Annotated in this window: 23 protein-coding genes and 1 tRNA gene; 14 read left to right on the forward strand and 10 right to left on the reverse strand. The window is 75.1% G+C overall.

The features are described from left to right. Nucleotides 1-86: 86 nt before the first annotated feature. Complete coding sequence (locus ACI79T_RS14380) at nucleotides 87-608, reverse strand: single-stranded DNA-binding protein (protein WP_456610754.1); 522 nt, start codon at nucleotides 606-608, stop codon at nucleotides 87-89. Between the two features lie 189 nt (nucleotides 609-797). On the opposite strand from ACI79T_RS14380, the gene ACI79T_RS14385 reads away from it, so the two are divergent. The 4 genes from ACI79T_RS14385 to ACI79T_RS14400 all read left to right on the forward strand — a co-directional run bounded on the left by ACI79T_RS14385 (nucleotide 798) and on the right by ACI79T_RS14400 (nucleotide 2,274). Continuing rightward, a tRNA-Arg gene (locus ACI79T_RS14385) sits at nucleotides 798-870 on the forward strand. A gap of 75 nt (nucleotides 871-945) precedes the next feature. Then, nucleotides 946-1,437, forward strand: coding sequence for an RNA polymerase sigma factor (locus ACI79T_RS14390; RefSeq protein ID WP_456610755.1), 492 nt, complete (start codon nucleotides 946-948; stop codon nucleotides 1,435-1,437). Next, the gene (locus ACI79T_RS14395) at nucleotides 1,434-1,955 is read left to right on the forward strand and encodes a DinB family protein (RefSeq protein WP_456610756.1); all 522 of its coding nucleotides are present in this window, start codon (nucleotides 1,434-1,436) and stop codon (nucleotides 1,953-1,955) included. The genes ACI79T_RS14390 and ACI79T_RS14395 overlap by 4 nt, the downstream gene beginning before the upstream one ends. A gap of 76 nt (nucleotides 1,956-2,031) precedes the next feature. Continuing rightward, complete coding sequence (locus ACI79T_RS14400) at nucleotides 2,032-2,274, forward strand: hypothetical protein (protein ID WP_456610757.1); 243 nt, start codon at nucleotides 2,032-2,034, stop codon at nucleotides 2,272-2,274. A 9-nt stretch (nucleotides 2,275-2,283) separates the two neighbouring features. Here ACI79T_RS14400 and ACI79T_RS14405 read toward each other — a convergent pair whose 3' ends face one another. After that, nucleotides 2,284-2,988, reverse strand: a complete 705-nt coding sequence (locus ACI79T_RS14405) for an NUDIX hydrolase (RefSeq protein ID WP_456610758.1) — start codon at nucleotides 2,986-2,988, stop codon at nucleotides 2,284-2,286. Between the two features lie 73 nt (nucleotides 2,989-3,061). Between ACI79T_RS14405 and nadA the strand changes: the two genes are divergently transcribed. The 3 genes from nadA to nadC are packed head-to-tail and all read left to right on the forward strand — an operon-like array spanning nucleotide 3,062 to nucleotide 6,686. Further along, nucleotides 3,062-4,087, forward strand: coding sequence for a quinolinate synthase NadA (gene nadA, locus ACI79T_RS14410; protein ID WP_456610759.1), 1,026 nt, complete (start codon nucleotides 3,062-3,064; stop codon nucleotides 4,085-4,087). A 2-nt stretch (nucleotides 4,088-4,089) separates the two neighbouring features. Beyond that, nucleotides 4,090-5,790 carry an L-aspartate oxidase gene (locus ACI79T_RS14415; RefSeq protein ID WP_456610760.1) on the forward strand — a complete coding sequence of 567 codons (1,701 nt, stop codon included), beginning with the start codon at nucleotides 4,090-4,092 and terminating at the stop codon, nucleotides 5,788-5,790. Beyond that, the gene (gene nadC / locus ACI79T_RS14420) at nucleotides 5,787-6,686 is read left to right on the forward strand and encodes a carboxylating nicotinate-nucleotide diphosphorylase (protein WP_456610761.1); all 900 of its coding nucleotides are present in this window, start codon (nucleotides 5,787-5,789) and stop codon (nucleotides 6,684-6,686) included. Before ACI79T_RS14415 ends, nadC begins: the two co-directional genes overlap by 4 nt. Nucleotides 6,687-6,749: 63 nt before the next feature. Here nadC and ACI79T_RS14425 read toward each other — a convergent pair whose 3' ends face one another. Together ACI79T_RS14425 and ACI79T_RS14430 are read right to left on the reverse strand one after the other, a co-directional pair. After that, the gene (locus ACI79T_RS14425) at nucleotides 6,750-7,400 is read right to left on the reverse strand and encodes a hypothetical protein (RefSeq protein WP_456610762.1); all 651 of its coding nucleotides are present in this window, start codon (nucleotides 7,398-7,400) and stop codon (nucleotides 6,750-6,752) included. Between the two features lie 245 nt (nucleotides 7,401-7,645). Then, complete coding sequence (locus ACI79T_RS14430; RefSeq protein WP_456610763.1) at nucleotides 7,646-8,680, reverse strand: LLM class flavin-dependent oxidoreductase; 1,035 nt, start codon at nucleotides 8,678-8,680, stop codon at nucleotides 7,646-7,648. Nucleotides 8,681-8,878: 198 nt separating this feature from the next. On the opposite strand from ACI79T_RS14430, the gene ACI79T_RS14435 reads away from it, so the two are divergent. After that, nucleotides 8,879-10,813, forward strand: a complete 1,935-nt coding sequence (locus ACI79T_RS14435; RefSeq protein WP_456610764.1) for a putative bifunctional diguanylate cyclase/phosphodiesterase — start codon at nucleotides 8,879-8,881, stop codon at nucleotides 10,811-10,813. A gap of 70 nt (nucleotides 10,814-10,883) precedes the next feature. Here the strand turns inward: ACI79T_RS14435 and ACI79T_RS14440 are convergent, their stop codons facing one another. Continuing rightward, a complete protein-coding gene (locus tag ACI79T_RS14440; RefSeq protein WP_456610765.1) occupies nucleotides 10,884-11,690 on the reverse strand; it encodes an SGNH/GDSL hydrolase family protein in 807 nt (268 codons plus the stop codon). A gap of 71 nt (nucleotides 11,691-11,761) precedes the next feature. Continuing rightward, on the reverse strand, nucleotides 11,762-13,186 hold the full coding sequence (locus ACI79T_RS14445) for a dihydrolipoyl dehydrogenase family protein (protein WP_456610766.1): 1,425 nt from the start codon (nucleotides 13,184-13,186) through the stop codon (nucleotides 11,762-11,764). Nucleotides 13,187-13,221: 35 nt separating this feature from the next. On the opposite strand from ACI79T_RS14445, the gene ACI79T_RS14450 reads away from it, so the two are divergent. The 6 genes from ACI79T_RS14450 to ACI79T_RS14475 all read left to right on the forward strand — a co-directional run bounded on the left by ACI79T_RS14450 (nucleotide 13,222) and on the right by ACI79T_RS14475 (nucleotide 19,136). Further along, complete coding sequence (locus ACI79T_RS14450) at nucleotides 13,222-13,710, forward strand: flavin reductase family protein (protein WP_456610767.1); 489 nt, start codon at nucleotides 13,222-13,224, stop codon at nucleotides 13,708-13,710. A 112-nt stretch (nucleotides 13,711-13,822) separates the two neighbouring features. Beyond that, nucleotides 13,823-15,451: a thiamine pyrophosphate-binding protein gene (locus ACI79T_RS14455; protein WP_456610768.1), complete on the forward strand. Its 1,629-nt coding sequence runs from the start codon at nucleotides 13,823-13,825 to the stop codon at nucleotides 15,449-15,451. A 193-nt stretch (nucleotides 15,452-15,644) separates the two neighbouring features. Continuing rightward, nucleotides 15,645-16,166 carry a sigma-70 family RNA polymerase sigma factor gene (locus ACI79T_RS14460; protein WP_456610769.1) on the forward strand — a complete coding sequence of 174 codons (522 nt, stop codon included), beginning with the start codon at nucleotides 15,645-15,647 and terminating at the stop codon, nucleotides 16,164-16,166. Continuing rightward, nucleotides 16,150-17,235 (forward strand): hypothetical protein, encoded by a 1,086-nt coding sequence (locus tag ACI79T_RS14465; protein ID WP_456610770.1) that lies wholly within the window; start codon nucleotides 16,150-16,152, stop codon nucleotides 17,233-17,235. The genes ACI79T_RS14460 and ACI79T_RS14465 overlap by 17 nt, the downstream gene beginning before the upstream one ends. 19 nt (nucleotides 17,236-17,254) lie before the next feature. Further along, complete coding sequence (locus ACI79T_RS14470) at nucleotides 17,255-18,214, forward strand: ABC transporter ATP-binding protein (RefSeq protein WP_456610771.1); 960 nt, start codon at nucleotides 17,255-17,257, stop codon at nucleotides 18,212-18,214. Nucleotides 18,215-18,287: 73 nt separating this feature from the next. Then, nucleotides 18,288-19,136, forward strand: a complete 849-nt coding sequence (locus tag ACI79T_RS14475; RefSeq protein ID WP_456610772.1) for an ABC transporter permease subunit — start codon at nucleotides 18,288-18,290, stop codon at nucleotides 19,134-19,136. 19 nt (nucleotides 19,137-19,155) lie between these two features. Here ACI79T_RS14475 and ACI79T_RS14480 read toward each other — a convergent pair whose 3' ends face one another. The 4 genes from ACI79T_RS14480 to ACI79T_RS14495 form a co-directional block, all read right to left on the reverse strand. Then, entirely contained in the window at nucleotides 19,156-20,403 is a 1,248-nt protein-coding gene (locus ACI79T_RS14480; RefSeq protein WP_456610773.1) for a multidrug effflux MFS transporter, read from the reverse strand. Between the two features lie 148 nt (nucleotides 20,404-20,551). Beyond that, nucleotides 20,552-21,589, reverse strand: a complete 1,038-nt coding sequence (gene dmpG, locus ACI79T_RS14485) for a 4-hydroxy-2-oxovalerate aldolase (protein WP_456610774.1) — start codon at nucleotides 21,587-21,589, stop codon at nucleotides 20,552-20,554. Then, nucleotides 21,586-22,536 (reverse strand): acetaldehyde dehydrogenase (acetylating), encoded by a 951-nt coding sequence (locus ACI79T_RS14490; RefSeq protein ID WP_456610775.1) that lies wholly within the window; start codon nucleotides 22,534-22,536, stop codon nucleotides 21,586-21,588. Before ACI79T_RS14490 ends, dmpG begins: the two co-directional genes overlap by 4 nt. Next, the gene (locus tag ACI79T_RS14495; protein ID WP_456610776.1) at nucleotides 22,533-23,255 is read right to left on the reverse strand and encodes a 2-keto-4-pentenoate hydratase; all 723 of its coding nucleotides are present in this window, start codon (nucleotides 23,253-23,255) and stop codon (nucleotides 22,533-22,535) included. The genes ACI79T_RS14490 and ACI79T_RS14495 overlap by 4 nt, the downstream gene beginning before the upstream one ends. Nucleotides 23,256-23,352 lie beyond the last annotated feature (97 nt).

A 23,352-nucleotide genomic window follows, 5' to 3' on the forward strand; every position in this document is an offset into this window, starting at 1 on the left:
CCCCCCGGCCAAGTGGTATGTTTTAAAGGCCGGCGGGGGGGGCCGCGGGGGGGGGGGGGCCCGGGCCCCCCCCCCCCCGCCACCCCTCAGCCGACGAGCACCCCGGCGGCCTCCTCGGAGGCCGTGCCCGCCGCACCGCCGTCGGTCTCGTACCGCTCACCGGTGACGGGGTCGAAGCCGCCGGGGAACGCCTGCTCGGTCGACGTCTCCGCCGGGGCCGAGCCCTCCTCGACCGGCTGGGCGGTGCGTACCGGCGGGGTGCGGCGGAAGACCGACGACCCCTTGGCCAGGTTGGAGCCGACCGCGAAGGCCTTGATGCGCGGCCTGCTGCGCGGCCCGGTGTCCGACTCCCAGCTGTGCGTCGTCAGGGCGCCGTGGACGATCACCGGATCGCCCTTGCTGAGGGATGCGGAGACGTTGGCACTGAGGCCGTTCCAGCACTCGACGTCGACCCAGAAGGTGCCGGAGTCGATGAACTGCTCGCTGCCGGAGTCGTAGCGGCGGGCGGTCGAGGCGAGGCGGAAGTTGGTGACCGCCCCGTTCTGGGTGGTGTTGCGGCGGGGTGAGTCGACGACGTTGCCGACGACGGTGACGATGGTGTCGTTCACGGTGCTCCCTGGGGAGGTGGCGCCGGGTGGGCGCGACCGGCGCGGTGCCGGTGTGCCGTCGACCCTGGCCGCCGTCGTCGGGCGGGAGCAGGCCGGAACGCGAACTGTGGACGCAGCCGCGCCCTGTGGACGACGCGTCGCGAACCCCCACCACGCCACCGCCGGGCGATGCGATGATCGACGGCGCGAGCGCCCGTAGCTCAGCGGATAGAGCAGGTGCCTTCTAAGCACTTGGTCGCAGGTTCGATCCCTGCCGGGCGCGCCCCAGTTCTCCGACTGTGACCTGGCTCGCGGTGCGTCGTGCACCAGAACCCGGGCTGGCAGCGTCTCTCCTGTTGTGAGCGGGAGCTGGGAGGCGGTCGACGAGGCGGAACTCGTCCGTCGCACGGCCGCGGGCGACCGGCAGGCCTTCGACGAGCTGTACCGGCGCACCTCTCCGTGGCTCGCCGTGCGTCTGCAGCGCCGGTGCTCCGACGAGGACGTCGTCGCCGACGTGCTGCAGGAGACCTACCTGGCGGTCTGGCGGGCAACGGGCAGCTTCGCCGGTACCGCCACCTCCGGCAGCGCCGTCGGCTGGATCGCTCGCCGTCGGAGGGCTGATCGCCTACGCACTGGGCGGGCCGGCCCTGCGCCCGCCCGCCGAGGCGGCTCTCTGACGCGAGCGCACCGCACGAGGCGCCGTGGCCCCCGCGCGGCGGACCTCCCTGTCAGGGCAGCGGTGATCAGCGCGTCGAGGGGCGAGGGCCGGTTCCTGATGTCGGCCCCGTGCCGCAGGATGCGCGCCGACGGCGCCCACCGGCGCACCCCGACCGTAGAGAGGTCCCGATGAGCCCCGCCGACCACCGCACCGAGCCCCCGCTGACCGGGGACGAGGCGACGCTGCTGACCGCCTTCCTGGAGTACCACCGGCAGACGCTGGAGTGGAAGTGCGCCGAGCTGACGCCCCGGCAGCTGGCCACGCGGGCCGTCCCGACCTCCGAACTGACGCTGCTGGGCGTGGTCCGCCACCTCGCGGCGGTGGAGACCGGCTGGCTCGTCGGCTTCGGCGGCCTTCCTCACGACCTGTGGCCCGACGTCGTCCGCGAGCAGGAGGAGCAGTGGCGCGTCCACCCCGACTCCGTCACGGCGGACGACGTGGCCCGGGCGTGGGCGACCTGGCGCACGGTCGCCGACGCGGTCGGCGAGGTGGTCCGCCGGCTGCCGCTGGAGACCGAGGACCGGCCGTGGGGCCGTGACGACACGTTCTCGCTGCGCTGGATCCTCCTCCACCTGGTCGAGGAGTACGCCCGGCACAACGGCCACGCGGACCTGATCCGCGAGGCGCTGGACGGGGCCACCGGCGAGTGACCCGGCCGCCGAGCCTGGGGCGAGACGGATCCCGGCCGGCTGTTGGCCCGCCGCCCGGCCGGGTAGGGGGCGGACCATGGCGACGGATGACGCGACGACGCTGGAGGTCCACGAGCCCGGGTTCGACGGGACCGTGACCATCGAGCAGGGCACGGTCCGGGTCACCGGCACCCGCCCGCAGGACGGGGCCGCCGTGGTCAAGGACGTACCCGCCGACCGGGACCCCGAGCTGGCCCGCCTGGTCGAGCTCGCCGTCGGCGGGGACGACGCGGTGGCCGGACGGCTGATCGCGCACGTCGGCGTGAGCGACCCGGTCTGACCCCGTGGCTCAGCGCGCCGAGGGGGGCTTCAGCACGGCGAACGGGTCGGTGACCTCGAGGGTCGTCGTCGCGAACCGGTAGAGCGCCGCCGGCCGTCCGCCCGCCCGCCCGGAGGCGGCCAGCTCCCCGGTCGGCTCCAGCACCCCACGCCGCAGCAGCACCCGCTGCAGGTTGGTGGCGGTGACCTCGTAGCCGAGCGCGGCGACGTAGATCTCCCGCAGCTCCGCGATGGAGAACGCCGGCGGGGCCAGCGCGAAGGCGACGTTGGTGTAGGACAGCTTGGCCCGCAGCCGCTCCAGCGCCGAGGCCACGATCGAGCCGTGGTCGAACGCCGTCTCCGGCAGTGCGTCCACCGGGTGCCAGGCGGTGTCCCCGGGCAGCACGGGATCGAGGCCCCCGGGGATCAGGCCGAGGTAGGCGGTCGCGACGGTGCGGCTGCGCGGGTCGCGGTGCGGGTCGCTCCGGGTCTCCAGCTGCTCCAGGTGCGCCAGCTGCGCCACCTCCACCTTCGCGGCGAGCTGCCGGCCCACCGATGCCCCGAGGGTCTCCTCCGGCAGCAGCGGTCCGCCGGGCAACGCCCACGCCCCGGCGAACGGCTCCTTGGCCCGCTGCCACAGCATCACGTGCAGCCTCGCCGTCCGGACCTGGAGCACCACGGCCAGGGCCTGGTGCGGGAAGGCCGGCCGTTCCGGCGAGGACCACACGGATGTCACGACGGGAATGCTAGGTTCCCCGTCGAGGTTTTCGCCTCATAGTGCAAAACCATCCCCCCACAGGGAGGTCCCCGTGACCGCAACGCTGCCCGCCGCGCTCGCCCCCAGCCCGTCGACCACCTGGTCGCCCGAGCAGTGGCAGGACTGGCGCGACGAGGTCCGCCGGCTGGCCGCCGAGCGCGACGCCGTCGTCCTGGCGCACAACTACCAGGCACCGGAGATCCAGGACGTCGCCGACCACGTGGGCGACTCCCTCGCCCTCTCCCGCCTCGCGGCGGCCAGCGAGGCGAGCACCATCGTCTTCGCCGGCGTCCACTTCATGGCCGAGACGGCGAAGATCCTCGCGCCGGAGAAGACGGTGCTGGTCCCGGACGCGAACGCCGGCTGCTCGCTGGCCGACACCATCACCGCCGACCAACTGCGCGCCTGGAAGGCCGAGCACCCGGGCGCCGTCGTCGTCTCCTACGTCAACACCTCCGCCGAGGTGAAGGGCGAGACCGACATCTGCTGCACCTCGTCCAACGCCGTCGAGGTCGTCGAGTCCATCCCGGCCGACCGCGAGATCCTCTTCCTCCCCGACCAGTTCCTCGGCGCGCACGTCCAGCGCGTCACCGGCCGGCAGAACATGCGCATCTGGATGGGCGAGTGCCACGTGCACGCCGGCATCTCCCCCACCGACCTGCGGGCCAGCGTCGAGGCCGCGCCGGACGCCGAGCTGCTGGTGCACCCCGAGTGCGGCTGCGCCACCAGCGCGCTGTGGATGGTCAGCGACGGCCAGCTGCCGACCGAGCGGGTGCACATCCTCTCCACCGGCGGGATGCTCGACGAGGCCCGCCGGACGACGGCTAAGCGCGTTCTCGTGGCCACCGAGATCGGCATGCTGCACCAGCTGCGCCAGGCCAACCCCGGCACCTCGTTCGAGCCGGTCAACTCCCGCGCCGCCTGCCCCTACATGAAGATGTCGACGCCGAAGAAGCTGCTGCGCGCGCTCCGCGAGGGCCGCGACGAGGTGACCGTCGACCCGCAGGTCTCCGCCCGCGCCCGCGCCGCCGTCGAGGCCATGGTCGCCATCGGCACCCCCTCGCCGGTCGGCGAGTGACCATGGGGCCCCGCCGCACCGCGCCGGTCGCCCCCGCCGTCGTCCCGGCACTGCCCCTCCCCGCGGCCGGCTGGTCCACCGCCGTCGACGTCGTCGTCGTGGGCAGCGGCGCCGCCGGGCTGATGACGGCGCTCGCGCTGGCCGGTGCGGGGCGCCGGGTCGCCGTCGTGACCAAGGGGGCGCTGGGCGACGGCAGCACCCGCTGGGCCCAGGGCGGCCTGGCCGCCGTCCTCGGTCCCGACGACGACGCCGCGCTGCACCTGCAGGACACCCTCGCCGCCGGCGCCGGCCTGTGCGACCCCGACGCGGTGGCCACGCTCGTCGCCGAGGCGCCCGCCGCGATCGCGCTGCTCCAGGACCTCGGGGCGCGGCTGGACCTCGATCCGCAGGGCCGCCCGGCGCTCACCCGCGAGGGCGGGCACAGCCGCGACCGGATCGTGCACGCCGGTGGTGACGCCAGCGGCGCCGAGGTCACCCGCACCCTCGTCGAAGCCCTCGGGGACGCCGGCGTCGAGGTGCTCGAGCGCACCGTCGCGCTCGACGCCCTGCGCACCGGCGACGGCACCGTGGTCGGCCTGCGGGTCGCCCGCGTCGCCGACGACGGCGCCCTGACCGGCGCCGGTGACCTGTGCGCGCACGCCGTCGTCCTGGCCACCGGCGGGTACGGGCAGGCCTACGCCGCGGCCACCAGCCCCGCCGGCGCGACCGGCGACGGGCTCGCGCTCGCGCTGCGGGCCGGGGCCGAGGTCGCCGACGTGGAGATGGTCCAGTTCCACCCGACCGTGCTGTGGCAGGGAGCGGGCGCGCGGGGGCAGCAGGTGCTGATCAGCGAGGCGGTGCGCGGCGAGGGCGCCGTGCTGGTCGACGGCGCGGGTCGACGGATCATGCTCGGCGCCCACCCGCTGGCCGACCTCGCGCCGCGCGACGTCGTCTCCGCGACCATCGCCGGGCACCTGGCCGCCACCGGGGAGGACTGCGTCTTCCTCGACGCGACCGGGCTGGGCGCTGCGTTCGTGACCCGCCGGTTCCCCGGCATCGTCCGGGCCTGCCGGGCGGCCGGGTTCGATCTGGCCACCGAGCCGGTGCCCGTGACGCCCGGCGCGCACTACACCTGCGGCGGGGTGCTGGCCGACCTCGACGGCCGGACGGGGGTCCCCGGGCTGTACGCCGTCGGCGAGGTCGCCTGCACCGGCGTGCACGGGGCCAACCGGCTGGCGTCCAACTCGATCACCGAGGGGCTGGTCGCCGCCCGCCGCTCCGCCGCCCTGCTCGCCGCGGAACTGCCGCAGGGCGCACCGGCCGAGCCGGCACCCGGTGGCCGCTTCGCCTCCGGGGCGGTCGACCCCGCGGCGCGGCCGGCGATCAGCACGGCCACCAGCCGGCACGCCGGCGTCGTCCGTACCGCCGCCGGGCTCACCGAGCTGACCGGCACCCTCGCCGGCGCCGCGCGACTGCCCGCCGGCCGGCCGCTGGACCTCGCCGCCGTCGAGGCCACGGCGGTGCACACCGTGGCGACCGTGCTGGCCGCCGCCGCGCTGGCCCGCCCGGAGAGCCGCGGCTGCCACCGCCGCGCCGACGCCCCCGGCACCCGGCCCGAGTGGCAGGTGCGGCTCGCGCACCACGTCGACGCCGCCGGCCGGCTGCACACCCGTACCGTGCCGCTCGGTGTGCCCGGCACCGACCAGACCCAGGGGGTGGCATGACCGGCACCGAGTGGTTCCCGCTGCGCGCGGAACTCGCCGACGTCCTGCGCGACGGCGGCCTGGACCCCGCCACCGTGGAGCGGGTGATCCGGCGGGCGCTGGACGAGGACCTGGCGCTCGGCCCCGACGTCACCACCCTGGCCACCGTGCCCGCCGATGCCCTGGCCACCGGCGAGGTCGTCCCGCGGTCAGCCGGCGTGCTGGCCGGCATCCCGGTGGCGGCGGCGGTGTTCGTGATGGTCGGCGGGAGCGACGTCGAGGTGGTGCTGCACGCGGCCGACGGGATGGCGGCGCGTGCGAACACCCCCGTCCTCGGCGCGACCGGCCCCACCCGCGCGCTGCTCACGGCCGAGCGGACGGCGCTGAACCTGGTCGGGCGGCTCTCCGGCGTCGCCACGCTGACCCGGCACTGGGTGGACGCGGTGCAGGGCACGGAGGCCGCGATCCGGGACACCCGCAAGACCACCCCCGGGCTGCGGACGCTGGAGAAGTACGCCGTCCGCTGCGGGGGCGGGGTCAACCACCGGATGGCGCTGGGCGACGCGGCCCTGGTCAAGGACAACCACGTCGCCGCCGCGGGAGGCATCACCGCCGCCGTCGAGGCGGTGCGCGCCCACTCCCCCGACATCCCGCTGGAGGTCGAGTGCGACACCCTCGACCAGGTGCGGGAGGCGATCGCCGCGGGGGTGCAGTTGGTGCTGCTGGACAACTTCGCGCTCGCCGACACGCAGGCGGCAGTGGCGCTGGTGCGCGGCACGGAGGTGCGGCTGGAGGCCAGCGGCGGGCTCTCGCTGGAGCGGGCGCACGAGGTCGCGGCGACCGGCGTCGACTACCTGGCCGTCGGCGCACTCACCCACAGCGCCCCGGTGCTCGATCTGGGCTTCGACCTGCGCTGATCCGCCGCTCTAGGGGTGATGCTCGCGCTCTGGGGGTCCTGCAGGACTCCCAGAGCGCGAGCATCACCCCTGGAGCGGGTCGGGCTCCGGGTGCTCGGCGAGGAACCGGCGGGCCTGCCGTTCCTGCCGGCGCATGAACGGCACGCCGACGACGGTGAGTGCCACGAGCACGACGGCCGCGGCCGCGCGCAGCCACGACGGGAACGCGATCAGCAGACCGACCCACAGCACCGCCTGCCCGCCGAGGAGGTACACGAGGGCTCGCTGGTCGAGCAGGTTGGACGCCAGGTGCCGGGCGAGCGGCAGCCGGTCGGGGCGGAGGTCTCCGCGCCCGCGCACGACGGCGAGCAACTCCTTGCGCTGGGCCTTGGTCAGGACGGCGAGCGGGCTGCGCCAGGCCCGCATCCGGCGGTTCGCGCGGAACTGGGCGACGACGCCGCCGAACAGCACAAGCAGTCCGGCTCCGGCGACGGCCAGCCCGGTGATCTCCTGCCACAGCGGCGCGCCCGCCGAGGTGGCGCCGTCTCCGGAGCGATCGGCCAGCCAGGCCACCCCGATGCCGAGGGGCGCGCCCACGAACAGGCCCACCCCGAGGCCGATCAGGATCCTCGTCCGGAGGGACCGTCGTGCCCGCCGGTCGGCCGACTCGGTGGGCACGTCGTCGAGCAGCGACCGCGCCTCTGACCAGCGGGTCTCGTCGTCGGTGTCAGGCACCCGTGCAGCCTGGCGTGGACCCGGCCCCGAGGTGCCCCGACCCGCCGGATCCCGCCCGGACGGGTGATGTCACCAAGTCCGCTCTCGGAGTGGAACTGGCGCTCCCGGGGTCCTGCAAGGCCCCGGGAGCGCGAGCAGCACCCCCAGAGCGGGTCCGAAGCCAGGTGATCGGGGATGGGCCGGCGAGTGTCGACTCGTCGTCGTGTCGATCCGGTCGACACCACGACGAGCCGACGGTCGGCGCGCTACCGCGAGTCCGGGTGCACCCAGCCGATCGCGGGTGCCACGTGCTCGACGATGGTCTGCAGCATGTGCGCGTTGTACTCGACGCCGAGCATGTTGGGCACGGTGAGCAGCAGGCTGTCGGCCTCGCGGACGGCGACGTCCTTGGCCAGCTCCTCGGCGAGCGCGTCCGGCTCGCCGGTGTAGCTCTTGCCGAACCGGGCCCGCACCCCCTCGAGGATGCCGACCTGGTCCTGCCCGTCCCGGCCGCCGCCGAAGTACTGCCGGTCCAGGTCGCTGACGATCGGCAGCACGCTGCGGCTCACCGAGACGCGCGGCTCGCGCTCCCACCCGGCCTCGGCCCAGGCCGCCCGGTAGCGGGCGATCTGCTCGGCCTGCAACTCGTCGAAGGGGACGCCGGTGTCCTCGACCAGCAGCGTGGAGCTCATCAGGTTCAGGCCCTGCTGCGCCGTCCACTCGGCGGTCGCGCGGGTGCCCGAGCCCCACCAGATCCGGTCGGCCAGGCCCGGCGACTGCGGCTGGATCGCGAGCTTGCCGGCTGCGCCACCGGTCATCCGCGGATCGGCGTCGACCAGCGGCTGCCCGGCGATCGCGGCCAGGAACAGCGCGGTCTTCTGCCGGGCCAGGTCGGCGTCGCTGCCGTCGGGGCCGGGCACGTAGCCGAACGCCTCCGAGCCGCGCAGCGCCGTCTCCGGTGATCCCCGGCTGACGCCCAGCTGCAGCCGGCCGTCGGCGAGCAGGTCGGTCGCCGCGGCCTCCTCGGCCATGTACAGCGGGTTCTCGTACCGCATGTCGATGACGCCGGTGCCGAGCTCGATCCGGCTGGTGCGCGCCGCCATCGCCGCCAGCAGCGGGAACGGCGAGGCCAGCTGCCGCGCGAAGTGGTGCACCCGCACGTACGCGCCGTCGAGCCCCATCTCCTCCGCGGCGACCGCCAGCTCCATGCTCTGCACGAGCGCGTCCCGGCCGGTGCGCACCTGCGACCCGGGAATGGGCTGCCAGTGCCCGAAGGACAGGAACCCGATCCGCTTCTCCACGACTCTTCCCTCTCGTCGATGTCTGCTGCAGCAGCGCCCCGGGACCGGCCCGGATTCCCGACGGCTGTGGCAGATCCCCGTATCGGGCGCGACCCGTGGGGCTCGTGAGCCCTGCTGCGACGGAGTGTGACGGGGCGATCACGACTCTCCGTGATGCGGTTCCGTCACTTCTTGCCTGCGATGCGTGACGCTGTCCCGGTGAGCCTTCCCGCATCCGAGACGCCCCGATCCCCGGGCACGCCTGGCGGCACCGCCGGGCAGCGCTTGCGGGCGATCGACACGCTGCTCGCCGACCGGGGCCAGCTGTTCCAGGCGCTGTTCCTCTCCGCGCCGATCGCCAAGGCCCTGGTCGACCTCGACGGGCGCGTGCTGGTCGCCAACCCGAGGATGTGCGCCCTCACCGGCCGCACCGCCGAGAGCCTGTCGGGCCGGCACGTCGACCTGCTCGCCCACCCCGACGACCCGCCGGTGGGCGACCTCGGGCTGGCGCCGGCTCCGGGCGAGCCCGACCTCGACCCCAACCTCCTCCTCGACGGCGAGCGCCGGCTGCGCCGCTCCGACGGCACGGAGCTGTGGGTGGTCCAGTCGCACGAGGTGGTGCGGCAGAACAACGGGACGCCGCAGTTCGTCGTCCTCTCGCTGGTCGACGTCACCGACCGCCGCCGGGCGGAGGAGGACGCCGTCCGCCGCGCGTTCATGGACCCGCTCACCGGGCTGCCGAACCGGCGCGCGCTCACCGACCGGCTGCGGCACGCCGTCGCGCTCTCCCGCCGCCGGGGGCTGCAGGTCGGCCTGGTGCACCTGAACATCGACCGCTTCCAGGCGGTCAACGACGCCCTCGGCCACGAGGCCGGCGACCTGCTGCTCAGCCAGTTCGCCGACCGGTTGCGCTGGAGCACCCGCGTCGAGGACACCGCCGTCCGCCTGGGTGCCGACGAGTTCCTCGTCGTCGCCGAGGACGTCGAGGACCTCGACGGCCTCCGGGCGCTCGCCGACCGCCTGCTGAGCGTCCTGGACGAGCCGTTCGTGGTGAACGACCGGGAGATCACGCTCTCGGCCAGCGTCGGGCTCACCCTGGGCGCCGACATGACGCCCGACGACCTGCTCCGGCAGGCGCAGAGCGCGCTGACCCGCGCCAAGGCCGACGGCCAGCGCGCCCGCATCGAGGTGCACGAGGGGGCGCTGAGCCGCAACGACGTCGACTCGCTGCAGCTGGAGACCGAGCTGCGGCACGCCCTCGACAACGACGAGCTGCGGCTGTTCTACCAGCCGATCGTGCACCTGGCCGACGAGACGCTGCTCGGCTACGAGGCGCTGATCCGCTGGCAGCACCCCACCCGCGGCCTGCTCCCGCCCGGCGTCTTCCTGGACGTCGCGGAGAACAACCGGCTCACCTCGAAGCTCGGCGCGTGGGTGCTGCGGCGCGCCTGCCTGGACGCCGCCACCTGGACCGACGACCTGCGGGTGCACGTCAACATCTCCGCCCGCCACCTCGGCGAGGACGGGTTCAGCGAGCTCGTCGCGGCGGCGCTCGAGGAGTCCGGCCTGCCGCCGCACCGGCTCGAGCTGGAGATCACCGAGTCGACGGCGCTGTTCGCCGCGGAGACCACGCTGAACTCGGTCGCCGTCATCACCGAGCAGGGCGTCACGCTGGCCCTGGACGACTTCGGCACCGGCTACTCGGCCATCACCGCGCTGCACCGGCTGCCCATCCACACGGTGAAGATCGACCGCTCCTTCGTGGCCGACGTCGTCACCGAGCCCTCCACCGCCGCGCTCGTGCACGGGCTGCTGCAACTGGGCCGCGGCATGGGCCTGCAGGTGATCGCCGAGGGCATCGAGGACCTCGACCAGGCCGCCTGGCTGCTCGACCACGGCTGCGCGATGGCCCAGGGCTACGCGTTCGGCCGCCCGGCGCCGCTGCCCAGCCCGGCGGAGGTGCTGATCGGCGAGGTCACCGACGCCCCGGCCGAGGACGTCGCCGGCGAGCTGCTGCCCGAGCCGCCGGCCCCGCCCGCGCTCCCCCGGCAGCGGACGCCCTCGACCCCCGCGGCGCACGACGCCGCCGACACCGGCCGGTTCTCCGCCCGGACGCTCTTCGACGAGCTCGCCGACCAGGACGACGACGACTGAAAGAGGACCCGGTCCCTCTCACCCCTCGCACGCTCGCGGTGAGCCTCCGGACCGGGCCGGTTCCAGCACGTCACCCGCGGGGCAGGGCCAGGGGCACCGGCCGCTTGGCCGCCCGGCCGTCACCGGAGGAGCGGCCACGCAGCCGCCGGCCGATCCACGGCGCGACGAAGCCACGCACCCAGGCGGCCTCCTCGGCCAGCGCCGCCCGCAGCTCGCGCGGCGGCTGCGGCGGGAGGGGTGTGCGCCAGTCCTCGCCGTCGGAACCGGGGAGGCCCAGCGCCGCCGCGGCGGCCAGCGCCATGCGGCGGTGCCCCTCGTCGGTCAGGTGGATGCGGTCGGTGTCCCAGAGCCGGAAGTCCTGCACCCAGCCTGCGCCCCACTGGTCGAGGACGGCGGCGCCCTGCCGTGCGGCGATCGACCAGATGTTGGCGTTGAAGATCGCGATCTTGCCGCGCGCCCGGCGCAGGATCGGGGTGTTGCGGGTGTCCACGCCGGTCGCCAGCAGCACGTCGGCGCCGGCCGCGCGGAAGCGGACGACGGCAGACTCGAGCTGCGCGGCCAGCTCGTCCGGATCGGCGCCCGGGCGCATCAGGTCGTTCCCGCCGGCGACGAGGCTGACCAGGTCCGGCGACGCGTCCAGCGCCACGGGCACCTGCTCGGCGAGGACCTGGGCGAGCAGCCGGCCGCGGATCGCCAGGTTGGCGTACTCGACGTCGCCGTGCGGCGCCGCGGCGGCGAGGTGCTCGGCGAGCCGGTCGGCCCAGCCGCGGTACTCGCCGGGGCGGGCGGGATCCGGGTCGCTGAGCCCCTCGGTGAACGAGTCGCCGAGGGCGATGTAGCGGTGCCAGGAGAAGCGGGACGAGCGGTCGAACTGCACGGCTCACTCCAGCACGCGCCCCGGTGGTGCCGTCACCGGGGTGGGACACGGGCCCGACCCGGACCCCGCCGTCAGCCGCGATAGGTCTCCAGCAGCCGCAGCCAGATCTCGCTGATCGTCGGATAGGCCGGGACGGCGTGCCACAGCCGTGCGATCGGCACCTCCGCGACGACGGCGATCGTCGCGGCGTGCAGCAGCTCGGCGACGGCCGGGCCGACGAAGGTCACCCCGAGCAGCACCTCGCGCTCGGTGTCGACGACGGCGATCGCCGTCCCGGTGTAGCCGTCGGCGAAGACCGAGGCGCCGGCGATGCTGCCGATCGGGTACTCGACGACGCGGTGCGGCAGCCCTGCCTCCTCCGCTTGTGCGGCGGTGCGCCCGACGCTGGCCACCTGCGGATCGGTGAAGACCACCGACGGCGTCGCGACGTCGTCCGCGGTGTCGACGAACGGCGACCACGGGGAGGTGTCCACCTGCTCGCCGCGGGCCCGCGCCACGATCGCCGCGCCGGCCTGCCGGGCCTGGTACTTGCCCATGTGCGTCAGCTGCCGGCGGCCGTTGACGTCGCCGACCCCGTAGAGCCAGGGGATCCCCTCGACCTGCAGCGTGGCGTCGACGGAGAGGTACTCCCCCGGCTCGAGGCCGACGGTGTCGGCGCCGATGTCGGTGGTGCGCGCGGCCCGGCCGGTCGCGACCAGCACCTCGTCGCCGCGCAGCTCGCCGTCCGCCGTCGTCAGCACCACCTCGGTGCCGTCCCGGCGGGCAGCGATCACCTCCGTGCCCAGCCGGACGTCGACGCCGGCCTTCCGCAGCGACTCCGCCACCGCCTCGCCGGCCTGCGGCTCCAGCCCCGGCAGCAGCCGGTCGCCGCGCTGCAGCACGGTCACCTGCGACCCGAGCGCCTGCCAGGCGGTGGCCATCTCGCAGCCGACGTAGCCGCCGCCGAGCACGAGCAGCCGGGCGGGGGCCTCCTTGGCGCTGGTCGCCTCACGCGGACCCCAGGCGTCGACGTCGGCCAGCCCCTCGACGGGCGGCGCGGCCGCGGCCGACCCGGTGCACACGGCGACCGCGTGCCGGGCCGTCAGCCGGGTCCGCGTGCCGTCCTCGGCGGTGACGACGACGGTGCGCTCGCCGTCGAGCCGGCCGGCGCCCCGGAGCAGGTCGATGCCGGCGCCGTGCACCCACTCGACCTGGCTCGAGTCGTCCCAGTGCTTGGTGAACGAGTCGCGGCGGGCGAGGGTGGCCGCGACGTCCTGCTCCCCCGTCACCGCCTCGGCCGCGCCGGCCACGCTGCGCGCCTCCGCCAGCACCTCGGTGCCGCGCAGCAGCGTCTTGCTCGGCATGCACGCCCAGTACGAGCACTCCCCGCCGACCAGCTCCGGCTCGACGAGCACCGCCGACAGCCCGCCCCGGACGACGACGTCGGCGACGTTCTCCCCGGTCGACCCCGCCCCGAGGACGACGACGTCGTAGGTCTTCTCCGCTTCACTGGTCACCCGCGTCATCCTGGCGGTGTGATCGACTGGCCGCCATGCCGGTCGACCGCACCGAGTTCACCACCGCCCTGGCCCAGTACGCCGCCGGGGTGTGCCTGCTGACCGTGCGCGACGACATCGACGACGTCGGGACGACGGTCAGCTCGGTCATGAGCGTGTCGGCCGCACCCCCGCTGGTCGCCGTCGGCCTGACCGCCGACGGCTACCCCGCCGAGGTGCTGGAGGCGGTGGGCAGCTGCGCGCTGACCGTGCTGGGCGCGCCGCACACCATCGTCGCGTCCCGGTTCTCCTCCGCCGGCCGGCCCAGCGCGCGCCACCTGCTCGAGACGGTGCCCTGGACCCGGGCGGAGGGCAGCGGCGCCATCGTCCTGCAGGAGGCACCGGCCGCCCTGGACTGCCGCCTGGAGCGGCTGGTCGAGGCCGGCGACCACGTGCTGGCCCTGCTCCGGGTCGAGGACGTGCCCGTGCTGAACCCGACCGCACCACCCCTGCTGCGGGTGCGCGGCCGCTACCAGGCCTCCTGACCCGTTCCCCCTGCGCGGACGTGGCGCGCAGCGCGGGACTTCCCCGGCACGGCGACACTGTCCACCTACGCGCCCCGGCCCGCCCGGGGCCGTCCGACAGGGAGGCTTCCCGATGAGTTCGTCGCACCCCGTCGCGAGGCGGATCCTCGAAGGGTTCGCCGCCGCCGACGTGCAGACCGTCTTCGGGCTCCCCGGGGTGCACAACCTGTCGTTCTGGCGGGAGACCGGCCCCGGCCTGCCCCGGATCGTCGGGGTCCGCCACGAGCAGACGGCGGTCTACGCCGCCGACGGGCTCGCCCGCGCCACGGGTGGCCTCGGCGTCGCGCTGACCACCACCGGCCCCGGCGCCGCCAACGCCGCCGGCGCCTTCGGCGAGGCCGCCGCCTCGGGCACGCCGCTGGTCCTCGTGGCCAGCGAGGTCTCGACGAAGCTGACCCGCCCGGGGGTGTCGCGGGGCATCCTGCACGAGTCCCGGGACCAGGCCGGCATCTTCGAGCCCCTGGCGAAGGCGGTGTTCCGCCCGCGGACCGCCGAGGACGCGAGTGCCGCCGTCGCGGAGGCCATCCGGACGGCCATGACCAGCCCGCGGGGCCCGGTCTACGTCGACATCCCCACCGACGTGCTGAGCCAGCCCGGTCCCGCCGTCCCCCGGCTCCCGACCTCCCCGGTGGCCCCGGACGCCGCGGCCGTCCAGGCCCTCCACGAGCTGGTCGAGGCGTCGCCGTCGGTGGTCCTGTGGGTCGGCGGTGGCGCCGTCCAGGCCGACGCGGCCGAGGAGGTGGCCGCGCTCGCGGAGCGCCTGCAGGCCCCCGTCGTCGCCACCTACACCGCCCGGGGCATCCTCCCTCCCGACTCCCCGTACCTGGTCGGGCTCCCGCCGCACGAGCCCGAGATCGCCGAGCTCGTCGCGGGGGCCGACCTGCTGATCGGCATCGGCAGCGACTTCGACGGGATGATGACCCGCAACTGGTCCATGCCGTTGCCGCGGGCCATGGCGACGATCAACTGCGCCGCCGAGGACCTCACCAAGAACTACCCGTTCGACGTCGCGGTGCTCGGCGACGCCAAGCAGACGCTGCAGGCGCTGCTCGCCCTCCCGGCCGGGACCCGCCCCGCGGCGGCCGGACGGGTGAGCGAGGTCCGCGACCGCTGCTGGGAGCGGCTGTCCGGCGATCCCCGTGCCGCGGCCGGGCTGGAGCTGCTCGAGTCGCTGCACACCGCGATGCCGGACGGCACGGTCGTCGTCGCGGACATGGCGATCCCGGGCTACTGGTTCGGCGGCTACGGCACCGTCCGGCGGCCGCGGACGCTGCAGTACCCCGTCGGGTGGGGGACGCTCGGGTACGCCCTGCCCGCCTCGGTCGGGCCCGGGGTGCTCGGCGACCGGCCGGTGCTCGCCGTCTGCGGCGACGGCGGCTTCATGTTCGCCGTGGGCGAGCTGGCGACCATGGCCCAGGAGGACCTCGCCGTCACGGTCCTCGTCGTCGACGACGGCGGTTACGGCATGCTGCGCTACGACCAGGACCACGCCGGGGACGAGCACCGCGGTGTCGACCTGGTCCGCCCCGACTTCGCCGCGCTCGCCGAGTCGTTCGGCATTCCTGCGACGCGGGTCACCGGGCTCGGCGAGCCGCTGGCGGAGGCGCTAAGGGCGGCCCTGGCCAGCGGGGGGCCGCAGCTGGTCGTCACCGAGGCGACGCTGACCCCGCCGCGGACGACCTCCCCGAGGTGGGCGGAGTGAGCCGTCCGCGGCCGGGTCCGCTCGTGGCCGGGCGCGGCTGAGCGGCGCTGCGGAGGAAGTTCCGGGCCGGTTGTCACATCCGCGGGCCCGGCGGTGCTATCCGTACATGGACCTCGTACGGAACGGGCGGCCGGCACCGGCGGCCGTCCTGACATTCCCCGGTCCGCTGGGCCGGGTCGGAGGGGCGGACGGCGTGCCGGCAGCAGCGACCCGCGGTGCGGTGCGACCCGACCTCGAGGAGGTCTTCCGCCGGGACTACTCCCGGGTCGTCGGCGTCGCCGCCCGGGTGCTCGGGTCGCGCGACCAGGCCGAGGACGTCGCCCAGGAGGTCTTCCTCTCCTTCGGCCGCTCGTCGGTCCCCGCCGCCGAGGCGGCCGGCTGGCTCTCGGTCGCCGCGGCCCACACCGCGCTGAACCTGATCCGCTCGGGGCGCCGCCGGGCCACCCGGGAGGAGACGGTGGCCTCGGTCACCGACACGGTCACCCCCGACGTCGCCGACACGGTGCTCACCCTCGAGGACCGCAGCCGCGTCCGGGCGGCCCTGGCCCGGCTCCCCCGCACGCAGGCGACCGCGCTCGTGCTGCGCCACAGCGGCCTGAGCTACGCCGAGGTCGCCACCGCACTGGACCTGTCCCCCGGCAGCGTCGGCACCACCGTCCGACGCGCCGAAGCCGCACTTCGCAAGGAGCTGAACCGCCATGCGTCACCCGAATGAGGGCGTCCTCCGCCGGCTGATCGACGAGCCCGCCGGCGTCTCCGACGCCGACCGCGCGCACGTCGCCGGCTGCGCCACCTGCCTGCGCTCCCTGGACGACGCCCGCGCCGACGCGCAGCTCGTCGGCGCGGCGCTCGGCGGCACCGGCGCCGTCGACACGGATGCGGCGTGGGCCCGGTTCTCGGCCGCTCCCGCGCCGTCGTCCGCGACCGCCTTCCGGCCGGCGCGCGCCGCCGCCCGGAACCGCTGGGCGACCGCGGTGCGCCGTCCGGCCGCGGCCGCGCTCGGTGCGGTGGTGCTGATGACCGGCGCCGGCGTGGCGGCCGCCAACGACTGGCTGCCGATCTTCCAGACCGAGCGGGTCGACCCGGTCGAGGTCACCGCCGGCGACCTGGTGCAGGTGCCCGACCTCTCGGCCTACGGCGACCTGCAGATCACCGAGGAGCCCGACCCCGAGCCGGTGGCCGACGCGGCGACCGCGCGCGAGCGCACCGGTCTCGACGTCCCGCAGGTGGCCGAGCTGCCCGAGGGGGTGAACGGCGACCCGGCCTACCAGGTGGTCGGCGTGCTCGGCGCCACGTTCACCTTCTCCGCCGACAAGGCGGCGCAGGCCGCTGCCGCCGAGGGCGAGGTCCTGCCTCCCCCGCCGGCCGGCATCGACGGGAGCACCCTGCGGTTCGAGGCCGGCCCCGGGGTCGCGGCGATGTGGTCGCAGCCGACCGGCGTGCCGACCCTCGTCGTCGCCCGGTCGGGTGCGCCGAAGGTGCTGTCGTCGGGCGTGCCGTTCGAGACCGTCCGCGACTACCTGCTGTCGCTGCCCGGCCTCCCCGACGGCCTCGCCGACCAGCTGCGCGACCTCTCCACCGATGCCGCGACGCTGCCGCTGCCGGTCCCCGCGGAGATGGTGACCAGCTCGACGGCCGACGTCGACGGGTCCGAGGCGACGGTGCTCACCTCCCGCGACGGGCTCTTCGCCGGCGTGGTCTGGGTGGAGGACGGCGTGATGACCGGCGTCGCCGGGACGCTCAGCGCCGACGAGCTGCTCGACGTCGCCCGTGACCTCCGCTGACGCCGCTACCGTCCGCGGGGTGACCTCGAAGGCTCCCGCGGCGGGCGGGCTCGACGACCTGCCGCCGTCCCCGGCGGTCTGGTGCTCCGGGCTGCGCAAGCGGTACGGACGCCGGACCGCGGTCGACGACGTCTCCTTCTCCGTCGGCCGCGGCGAGGTCGTCGGCCTGCTGGGCCCCAATGGCGCCGGGAAGACCAGCGTCATCAAGATGCTGCTCGGCCTGGTGCGGCCCGACGCCGGCGAGGTGCTGCTGCTCGGGCGCCCCTCGACCGATCCCCGCTCCCGCAGCGCCGTCGGCTACCTGCCCGAGCTGTTCCGCTACCAGCCGTGGCTCACCGCGACCGAGGTGCTCGACCTGCACGTCCGGCTCTCCCGCCTCGACGTCCCCGCCGAGGAGCGCCGCGAGTGCCTCGCGCTGGTCGGCCTCGGCGAGCGGACCGGCGACCGGGTCGGCAGCTTCTCGAAGGGCATGCAGCAGCGGCTCGGGCTCGCCGTCGCCCTGGTCGCCCGGCCGGAGCTGGTGGTCCTCGACGAGCCGACCAGCGCGCTGGACCCGCTCGGCCGGGTCGACGTCCGCGACCTGGTGCTCGCGCTGAAGTCCCGCGGGGTCGCGGTGCTGCTGAACTCGCACCTGATCGGCGAGGTGGAGCGGGTGTGCGACCGCGTCGTGATCCTCGACAAGGGCCAGGTGGCCGCGTCGGGCACGCTGGCCGAGCTGCTCGGTCAGCGCGAGGTCCGGATGCGGCTGTCCGGCGTCGACGAGCGGGTCGAGCAGCGGCTGCGGTCGGCCGGCTCGCTGGCGCGCAGCGGCGACTGGTTCACCGTGCAGCTCTCCGCGGACGACGACGGTGTCACCGTGCCCGACCTGGTGCGCGACCTCGTCGGCCTCGGCGTCCGCGTGCACGCCGTCGAACCGGTGCGCATCAGCCTCGAGGAGCGGCTGCTCGCCGTCCTCCGGCACGAGGAGCCCACGCCGTGATCGCGACGACGACGGGCGAGCGAGCATCGCAGCGAGGAACGAGCGAGGAGCGGAACGAGCGAGGAGTGGAGCCATGAGCATCGTGCTGACCATCGCCGGGCTCACCCTGCGCGAGGCGGCCCGGCGCAAGGTCGTCTGGGCGCTGCTGGCGCTCACCGTGGTGCTGCTCGCGCTCAGCGGCTGGGGCTTCTCGCGGCTGATCGGCCTGGACACCGATCTCGGCACGCTGACCAGCGGCGAGGCCCGCCTGGTCGCCTCGATGCTGCTCAACCTGATCATGTTCGGCTTCAGCCTGATCGCGGCGATCGGCACCGCGTTCCTGGCCGGTCCCACGCTGGCCGGTGAGGTGGAGTCGGGGCAGGCGCTGGCGGTGCTGGCCCGGCCGGTCCGCCGGTCGTCGGTGCTGATCGGCAAGTGGCTGGGGCTGCTCACCTTCGGCTGCGGCTACGTGGTGCTGGCCGGCCTGGCGCAGCTGCTCGTGGTTCGCGCGGTGGTCGGGTACTGGCCGCCGTCGCCCGCCGTCGGGCTGGCACTGCTCGCGGCCGAGACGATCGCGCTGCTGACCCTCGCGCTGCTGCTCTCCAGCGTCATCTCGCCGATGGCGTCGGGCATCGTCGCGGTCGGGCTCTTCGGGGCCACCTGGGTCGCCGGCGTGGTCGGGGGCATCGGCGGAGCGCTGGGCAACGAGGGCGTCGAGCGGGTGGGCAGCGTGTCCCGGGTGCTGCTGCCCACCGACGGCCTGTGGCGCGGCGCCATGAACGCCTTCCAGGACCCGTCGGCGCTGATGCAGATGGGTCCCGAGGGCGGCTTCCCGTTCCTGGCCGACGCCGCGCTGACGCCGGCCTACCTGGCGTGGGCCGCGGTGTGGACCGCCGTGGTCCTGGGGCTGACCGCGCTCTCCTTCCAGCGCCGCGACGTCTGACGCCGCTGCCGCCGGGGCGTCAGCTCACCAGTGGTCCGCCACCGCCCCGGGGCGGGATGCGGCCCCGGATCAGCAGCAGACCGACGACGAGGGCGAGCGCCGCGGAGCAGGCCATGGTCGAGACCATGAGCACCGGGGTCGTCCCCCCGATGGCGACCAGCGGCGCCACGGTGCCGCTGATCCCGAACTGGGCCATCCCCATGAGGCCGGTGGCCGTCCCCGCCCGTGCGCGATGGGCGTCGAGCGCGAGGGCCGAGGACGTCGACAGCACCAGGGGGATGCAGCTCACACCCGCGGTGAGCAGCGGCAGCACGACGGACCCGCCCAGGCCGAGCACCACCGCGGTGACGAGCACGGCGTTCAGCGTCGCCGTCGTGACGAGCCCGGCCCGGAGGGTCCAGGCGGCGCCACGCCTGCCCACCAGCCAGGCGCTGAGCTGCCCGGCGGCCATCATGCCCACGGCCGTGGCGGCGAACGCGTAGGAGAAGGCCTGGGGGCTGAGCCCGAACCGCTCCTGCAGCACGAAGGGGCTCATCGACAGGTAGGTGAACAGCAGCGTCGTCCCCAGCGCCAGGACGCCGGCGAAGCCGAGGAAGCGGCCGTCGCGCAGCACCGTGGCGAACCGGCGCCCCGTGGCGCGGAACCCGCCCCGGTCCCGGGCCTCCACCGGGAGGCTCTCCCGGACCACCAGCGCGGTGGCGGCGAAGGTCAGCGCACCGATGACGCCGAGCGCGACGAAGAGACCCGGCCACGACGTGACGCGGACGAGCTGCCCGCCGAGGATGGGCGCGGTCACCGGCGCCACCCCCGTGACCAGCAGGAGCAGGGCGAACACCCGCGCCACCGAATCGGTGTCGAAGCGGTCCCGGACGATGGCGCGGGCGATGACGATCCCGGCACCGCCGGCCATCCCCTGCACCAGGCGCAGGCCGATCAGCAGCGTCATGTCCGGCGCCAGCGCGCACAGGAACGAGCTCGTGGTGTAGGCGGCGCCGCCCAGCAGCAGCGGACGCCGCCGCCCGTAGCGGTCGCTGAGCGGCCCGACGACGAGCTGCCCGAGGGCCAGCCCGACCATGCAGGCCGTCATCGTCAGCTGGGCCAGCGCGTCCGTGCTGCCCAGGTCCTCGGCCAGCTGCGGGAGGGCCGGGAGGTACATGGTGAGCGAGAGCGGGCCGACCGCCGTCAGCCCGCCCAGGACCAGCACCAGGCGCAGCGGCAGCTCGCGGCGGCGGGCGGCGCGGGCGGAGACGGAACCGGGTGCGCTCACCCGGCCCGTCCCCCGGGCGCCCCGGCGCCCACCGGCGGCCGACGAGGAGCCACTCCGATCCTGGCCAGCATCCTGCTCCTCACGGACGACGACGGGGTGGGCCCACCGGTCGGCACCACGGAGCCCGGGACCGGCGGGGGGAACGGCGTCAGGCGGTCCCGGCGTCGTCCCCCCGGGCACCCCGGAGGTCGAGGGCGATGTCGACGATCATGTCCTCCTGGCCGCCGACCAGACCGCGCCGGCCCACCTCGAGCAGGATGGTGCGGACGTCGATGCCGTAGCGCTGCGACGCCGCCTCGGCGTGGCGGAGGAAGCTGGAGTAGACGCCCGCGTAGCCCAGGGTGAGGGTCTCCCGGTCGACCTGGACCGGGCGGTCCTGGAGCGGCCGGACGATGTCGTCGGCGGCGTCCTGGAGGGCGAACAGGTCGCAGCGGTGGGTCCAGCCCTGCAGGTCGGCGACGGCGATGAAGGGCTCGATCGGGCAGTTGCCGGCCCCGGCGCCGTGACCGGCCAGCGAGGCGTCCACCCGGGTGACCCCCTCCTCCACCGCCACGACGGAGTTGGCGACCGCGAGCGAGAGGTTCTGGTGGGCGTGGATGCCGATCTGCGTCTCCGCGCGGAGCAGGTCGCGGTAGGCGCGCACCCGCTCGCGGACGCCGTCCATGGTCAGCCGGCCGCCGGAGTCGGTGACGTAGACGCAGTGCGCCCCGTAGGACTCCATCAGCGCCGCCTGCCGGGCGAGCTCGGCGGCCGGGGCCATGTGGCTCATCATCAGGAACCCCGACACGTCCATGCCCAGGTCGCGGGCGGTGGCGATGTGCTGGGCGGCGACGTCGGCCTCGGTGCAGTGGGTGGCGATCCGGATCGACCGCACACCCAGGGAGTAGGCGTGCTTGAGCTCGGCGATGGTGCCGATGCCGGGCAGCAGCAGCGTGGTGAGGACCGCCCGCTCCAGGTTGGCCGCGGCGGCCTCGATCCACTCCCAGTCGGTGTTGCTGCCGGGGCCGTAGTTGAGGCTGCCACCGGCGAGCCCGTCGCCGTGGGCGACCTCGATCGCGTCCACACCGGCGGCGTCGAGCGCGGCGACGATGCGGCCGACGTCGGTGGGGCTGATCCGGTGCCGGATGGCGTGCATGCCGTCCCGCAGCGTCACGTCCTGGACGTAGACGTCCGGCGCGGCGGTCACGCCGTCACCTGCGCGGGGAGCCGGCGGGCGAGGCTCTCGCCCACGCGGAGGGCCGCCGAGGTCATGATGTCGAGGTTGCCGGCGTAGGCGGGCAGGTAGTGCGCGGCGCCCTCGACCTCGAGGAAGATCGTCACCTTCGTGGTCACCGGTCCGGCGCCGTCGGGCAGCAGGGTGTGCACCGGTTCCCCGTCGGGGATCGCGGCGAACTGCACCTCCTGCTTGAGGCGGTAGCCGGGTACGTACTCGGCGACGTCCGCGGCCATCCGGGCGACGGAGTCGCGGATGGCGTCCTGGTCGGCGTCGCCGATCAGGCAGAGCACCGTGTCGCGCATGATCAGCGGCGGCTCCGCCGGGTTCAGCACGATGATCGCCTTGCCCCGCCCCGCGCCGCCGACGGCCTCGATGGCCTGCGCGGTGGTCTCGGTGAACTCGTCGATGTTCGCCCGCGTCCCCGGACCCGCCGACTTCGACGCGATCGAGGCGACGATCTCGGCGTAGGCCACCGGTGCGACCCGGGCGACCGCGGCCACCATGGGGATCGTCGCCTGCCCACCGCAGGTGACCATGTTGACGTTGGTCACCTCGTCGGCGAGGTGCTGGTCCAGGTTGACCGGCGGGACCACGTAGGGCCCGATCGCCGCCGGCGTCAGGTCCACCAGCCGCTTGCCGTAGGGGGCCAGCTTCTGCGCGTTCGCGACGTGCGCCTTCGCCGAGGTGGCGTCGAAGACGATCTCGATCTCGTCGAAGCCGTCCATGGCGATCAGACCGTCCACCCCCTCGGCCGTGGTGGGCACCTGCATGCGGCGCGCCCGGGCGAGCCCGTCGGAGTCCGGGTCGATCCCGACCATCGCGCCCATCTCGAGCACGCCCGAGTGCCGGATCACCTTGATCATCAGGTCGGTGCCGATGTTGCCCGAGCCGATGACCGCGACCTTGGTCCTGCTCATGCCTGGTCCCTTCCGGAGAACGTGGCGGTGACCTGTCCCAGCGGGCCGAGGTCGGCCGAGACGACCGACCCGGGCGGGGTGGCCACCATCGGGCCCAGCGCACCGGAGAGGACGACCTGTCCGGCCCGCAGCGGATCGCCGAGGTCGGCCGCGGTCCGGGCCAGCCAGCCCAGCGCGGTCAGCGGGTCGCCGAGGCACGCCGCCCCGGTGCCGGCCGAGACGACCTCGCCGCCGAGCCGCATGGTCATGGCGACGTCGACCGGCCGGAACTCCTCGAGGGTCAGCCGCCGCTCCCCCAGCACGAACAGCCCGCTGGAGGCGTTGTCCGCGACCGTGTCGCCGAAGGTGATGTCCCAGCCGGCGATCCGGCTGTCGACGATCTCCAGCGCGGCGACCGCGTACGCAACGGCGCCGCGCACCTGGTCGACGTCCAGCAGGCCATCGGCCAGGTCCGCGCCCAGCACGAACGCCACCTCGGCCTCCGTCTTCGGCTGGATCAGCCGGTCCGAGGGCACCTCCGGCAGCGCGCTGACGTCCATGTCGTCGAAGAGCACGCCGAAGTCCGGCCGGTCCACGCCCAGCTGCTTCTGCACCGCCGTCGAGGTCAGGCCGATCTTCCGGCCCACGACCCGGGCACCGGCGGCCAGCCGGCCCTCGGCCAGCCGCTGCTGCACCGCGTACGCCAGGTCCACGTCGTCGGTGCCGATCAGGTCCCGCACCGGAGGGCACGGGGTGCCGGTCCGGGCCGCGGTCCGGAGCCGGTCGGCCGCCCGGTCCACCGCGGAGCTCCCGGGGCGGGCAGGGGCCGATGGGGTG

This window comes from Blastococcus sp. SYSU DS0619, assembly GCF_054051035.1.

Excerpts from the sequence above, each read along its gene's own strand:
- ACI79T_RS14395 (WP_456610756.1), top strand. The coding sequence starts at position 1,434 with ATGAGCCCCGCCGACCACCGCACCGAGCCCCCGCTGACCGGGGACGAG.
- ACI79T_RS14400 (WP_456610757.1), top strand. The coding sequence starts at position 2,032 with ATGGCGACGGATGACGCGACGACGCTGGAGGTCCACGAGCCCGGGTTC.
- ACI79T_RS14415 (WP_456610760.1), top strand. The coding sequence starts at position 4,090 with ATGGGGCCCCGCCGCACCGCGCCGGTCGCCCCCGCCGTCGTCCCGGCA.
- nadC (WP_456610761.1), top strand. The coding sequence starts at position 5,787 with ATGACCGGCACCGAGTGGTTCCCGCTGCGCGCGGAACTCGCCGACGTC.
- ACI79T_RS14450 (WP_456610767.1), top strand. The coding sequence starts at position 13,222 with ATGCCGGTCGACCGCACCGAGTTCACCACCGCCCTGGCCCAGTACGCC.
- ACI79T_RS14455 (WP_456610768.1), top strand. The coding sequence starts at position 13,823 with ATGAGTTCGTCGCACCCCGTCGCGAGGCGGATCCTCGAAGGGTTCGCC.
- ACI79T_RS14465 (WP_456610770.1), top strand. The coding sequence starts at position 16,150 with ATGCGTCACCCGAATGAGGGCGTCCTCCGCCGGCTGATCGACGAGCCC.
- ACI79T_RS14475 (WP_456610772.1), top strand. The coding sequence starts at position 18,288 with ATGAGCATCGTGCTGACCATCGCCGGGCTCACCCTGCGCGAGGCGGCC.
- ACI79T_RS14490 (WP_456610775.1), bottom strand. The coding sequence starts at position 22,536 with ATGAGCAGGACCAAGGTCGCGGTCATCGGCTCGGGCAACATCGGCACC.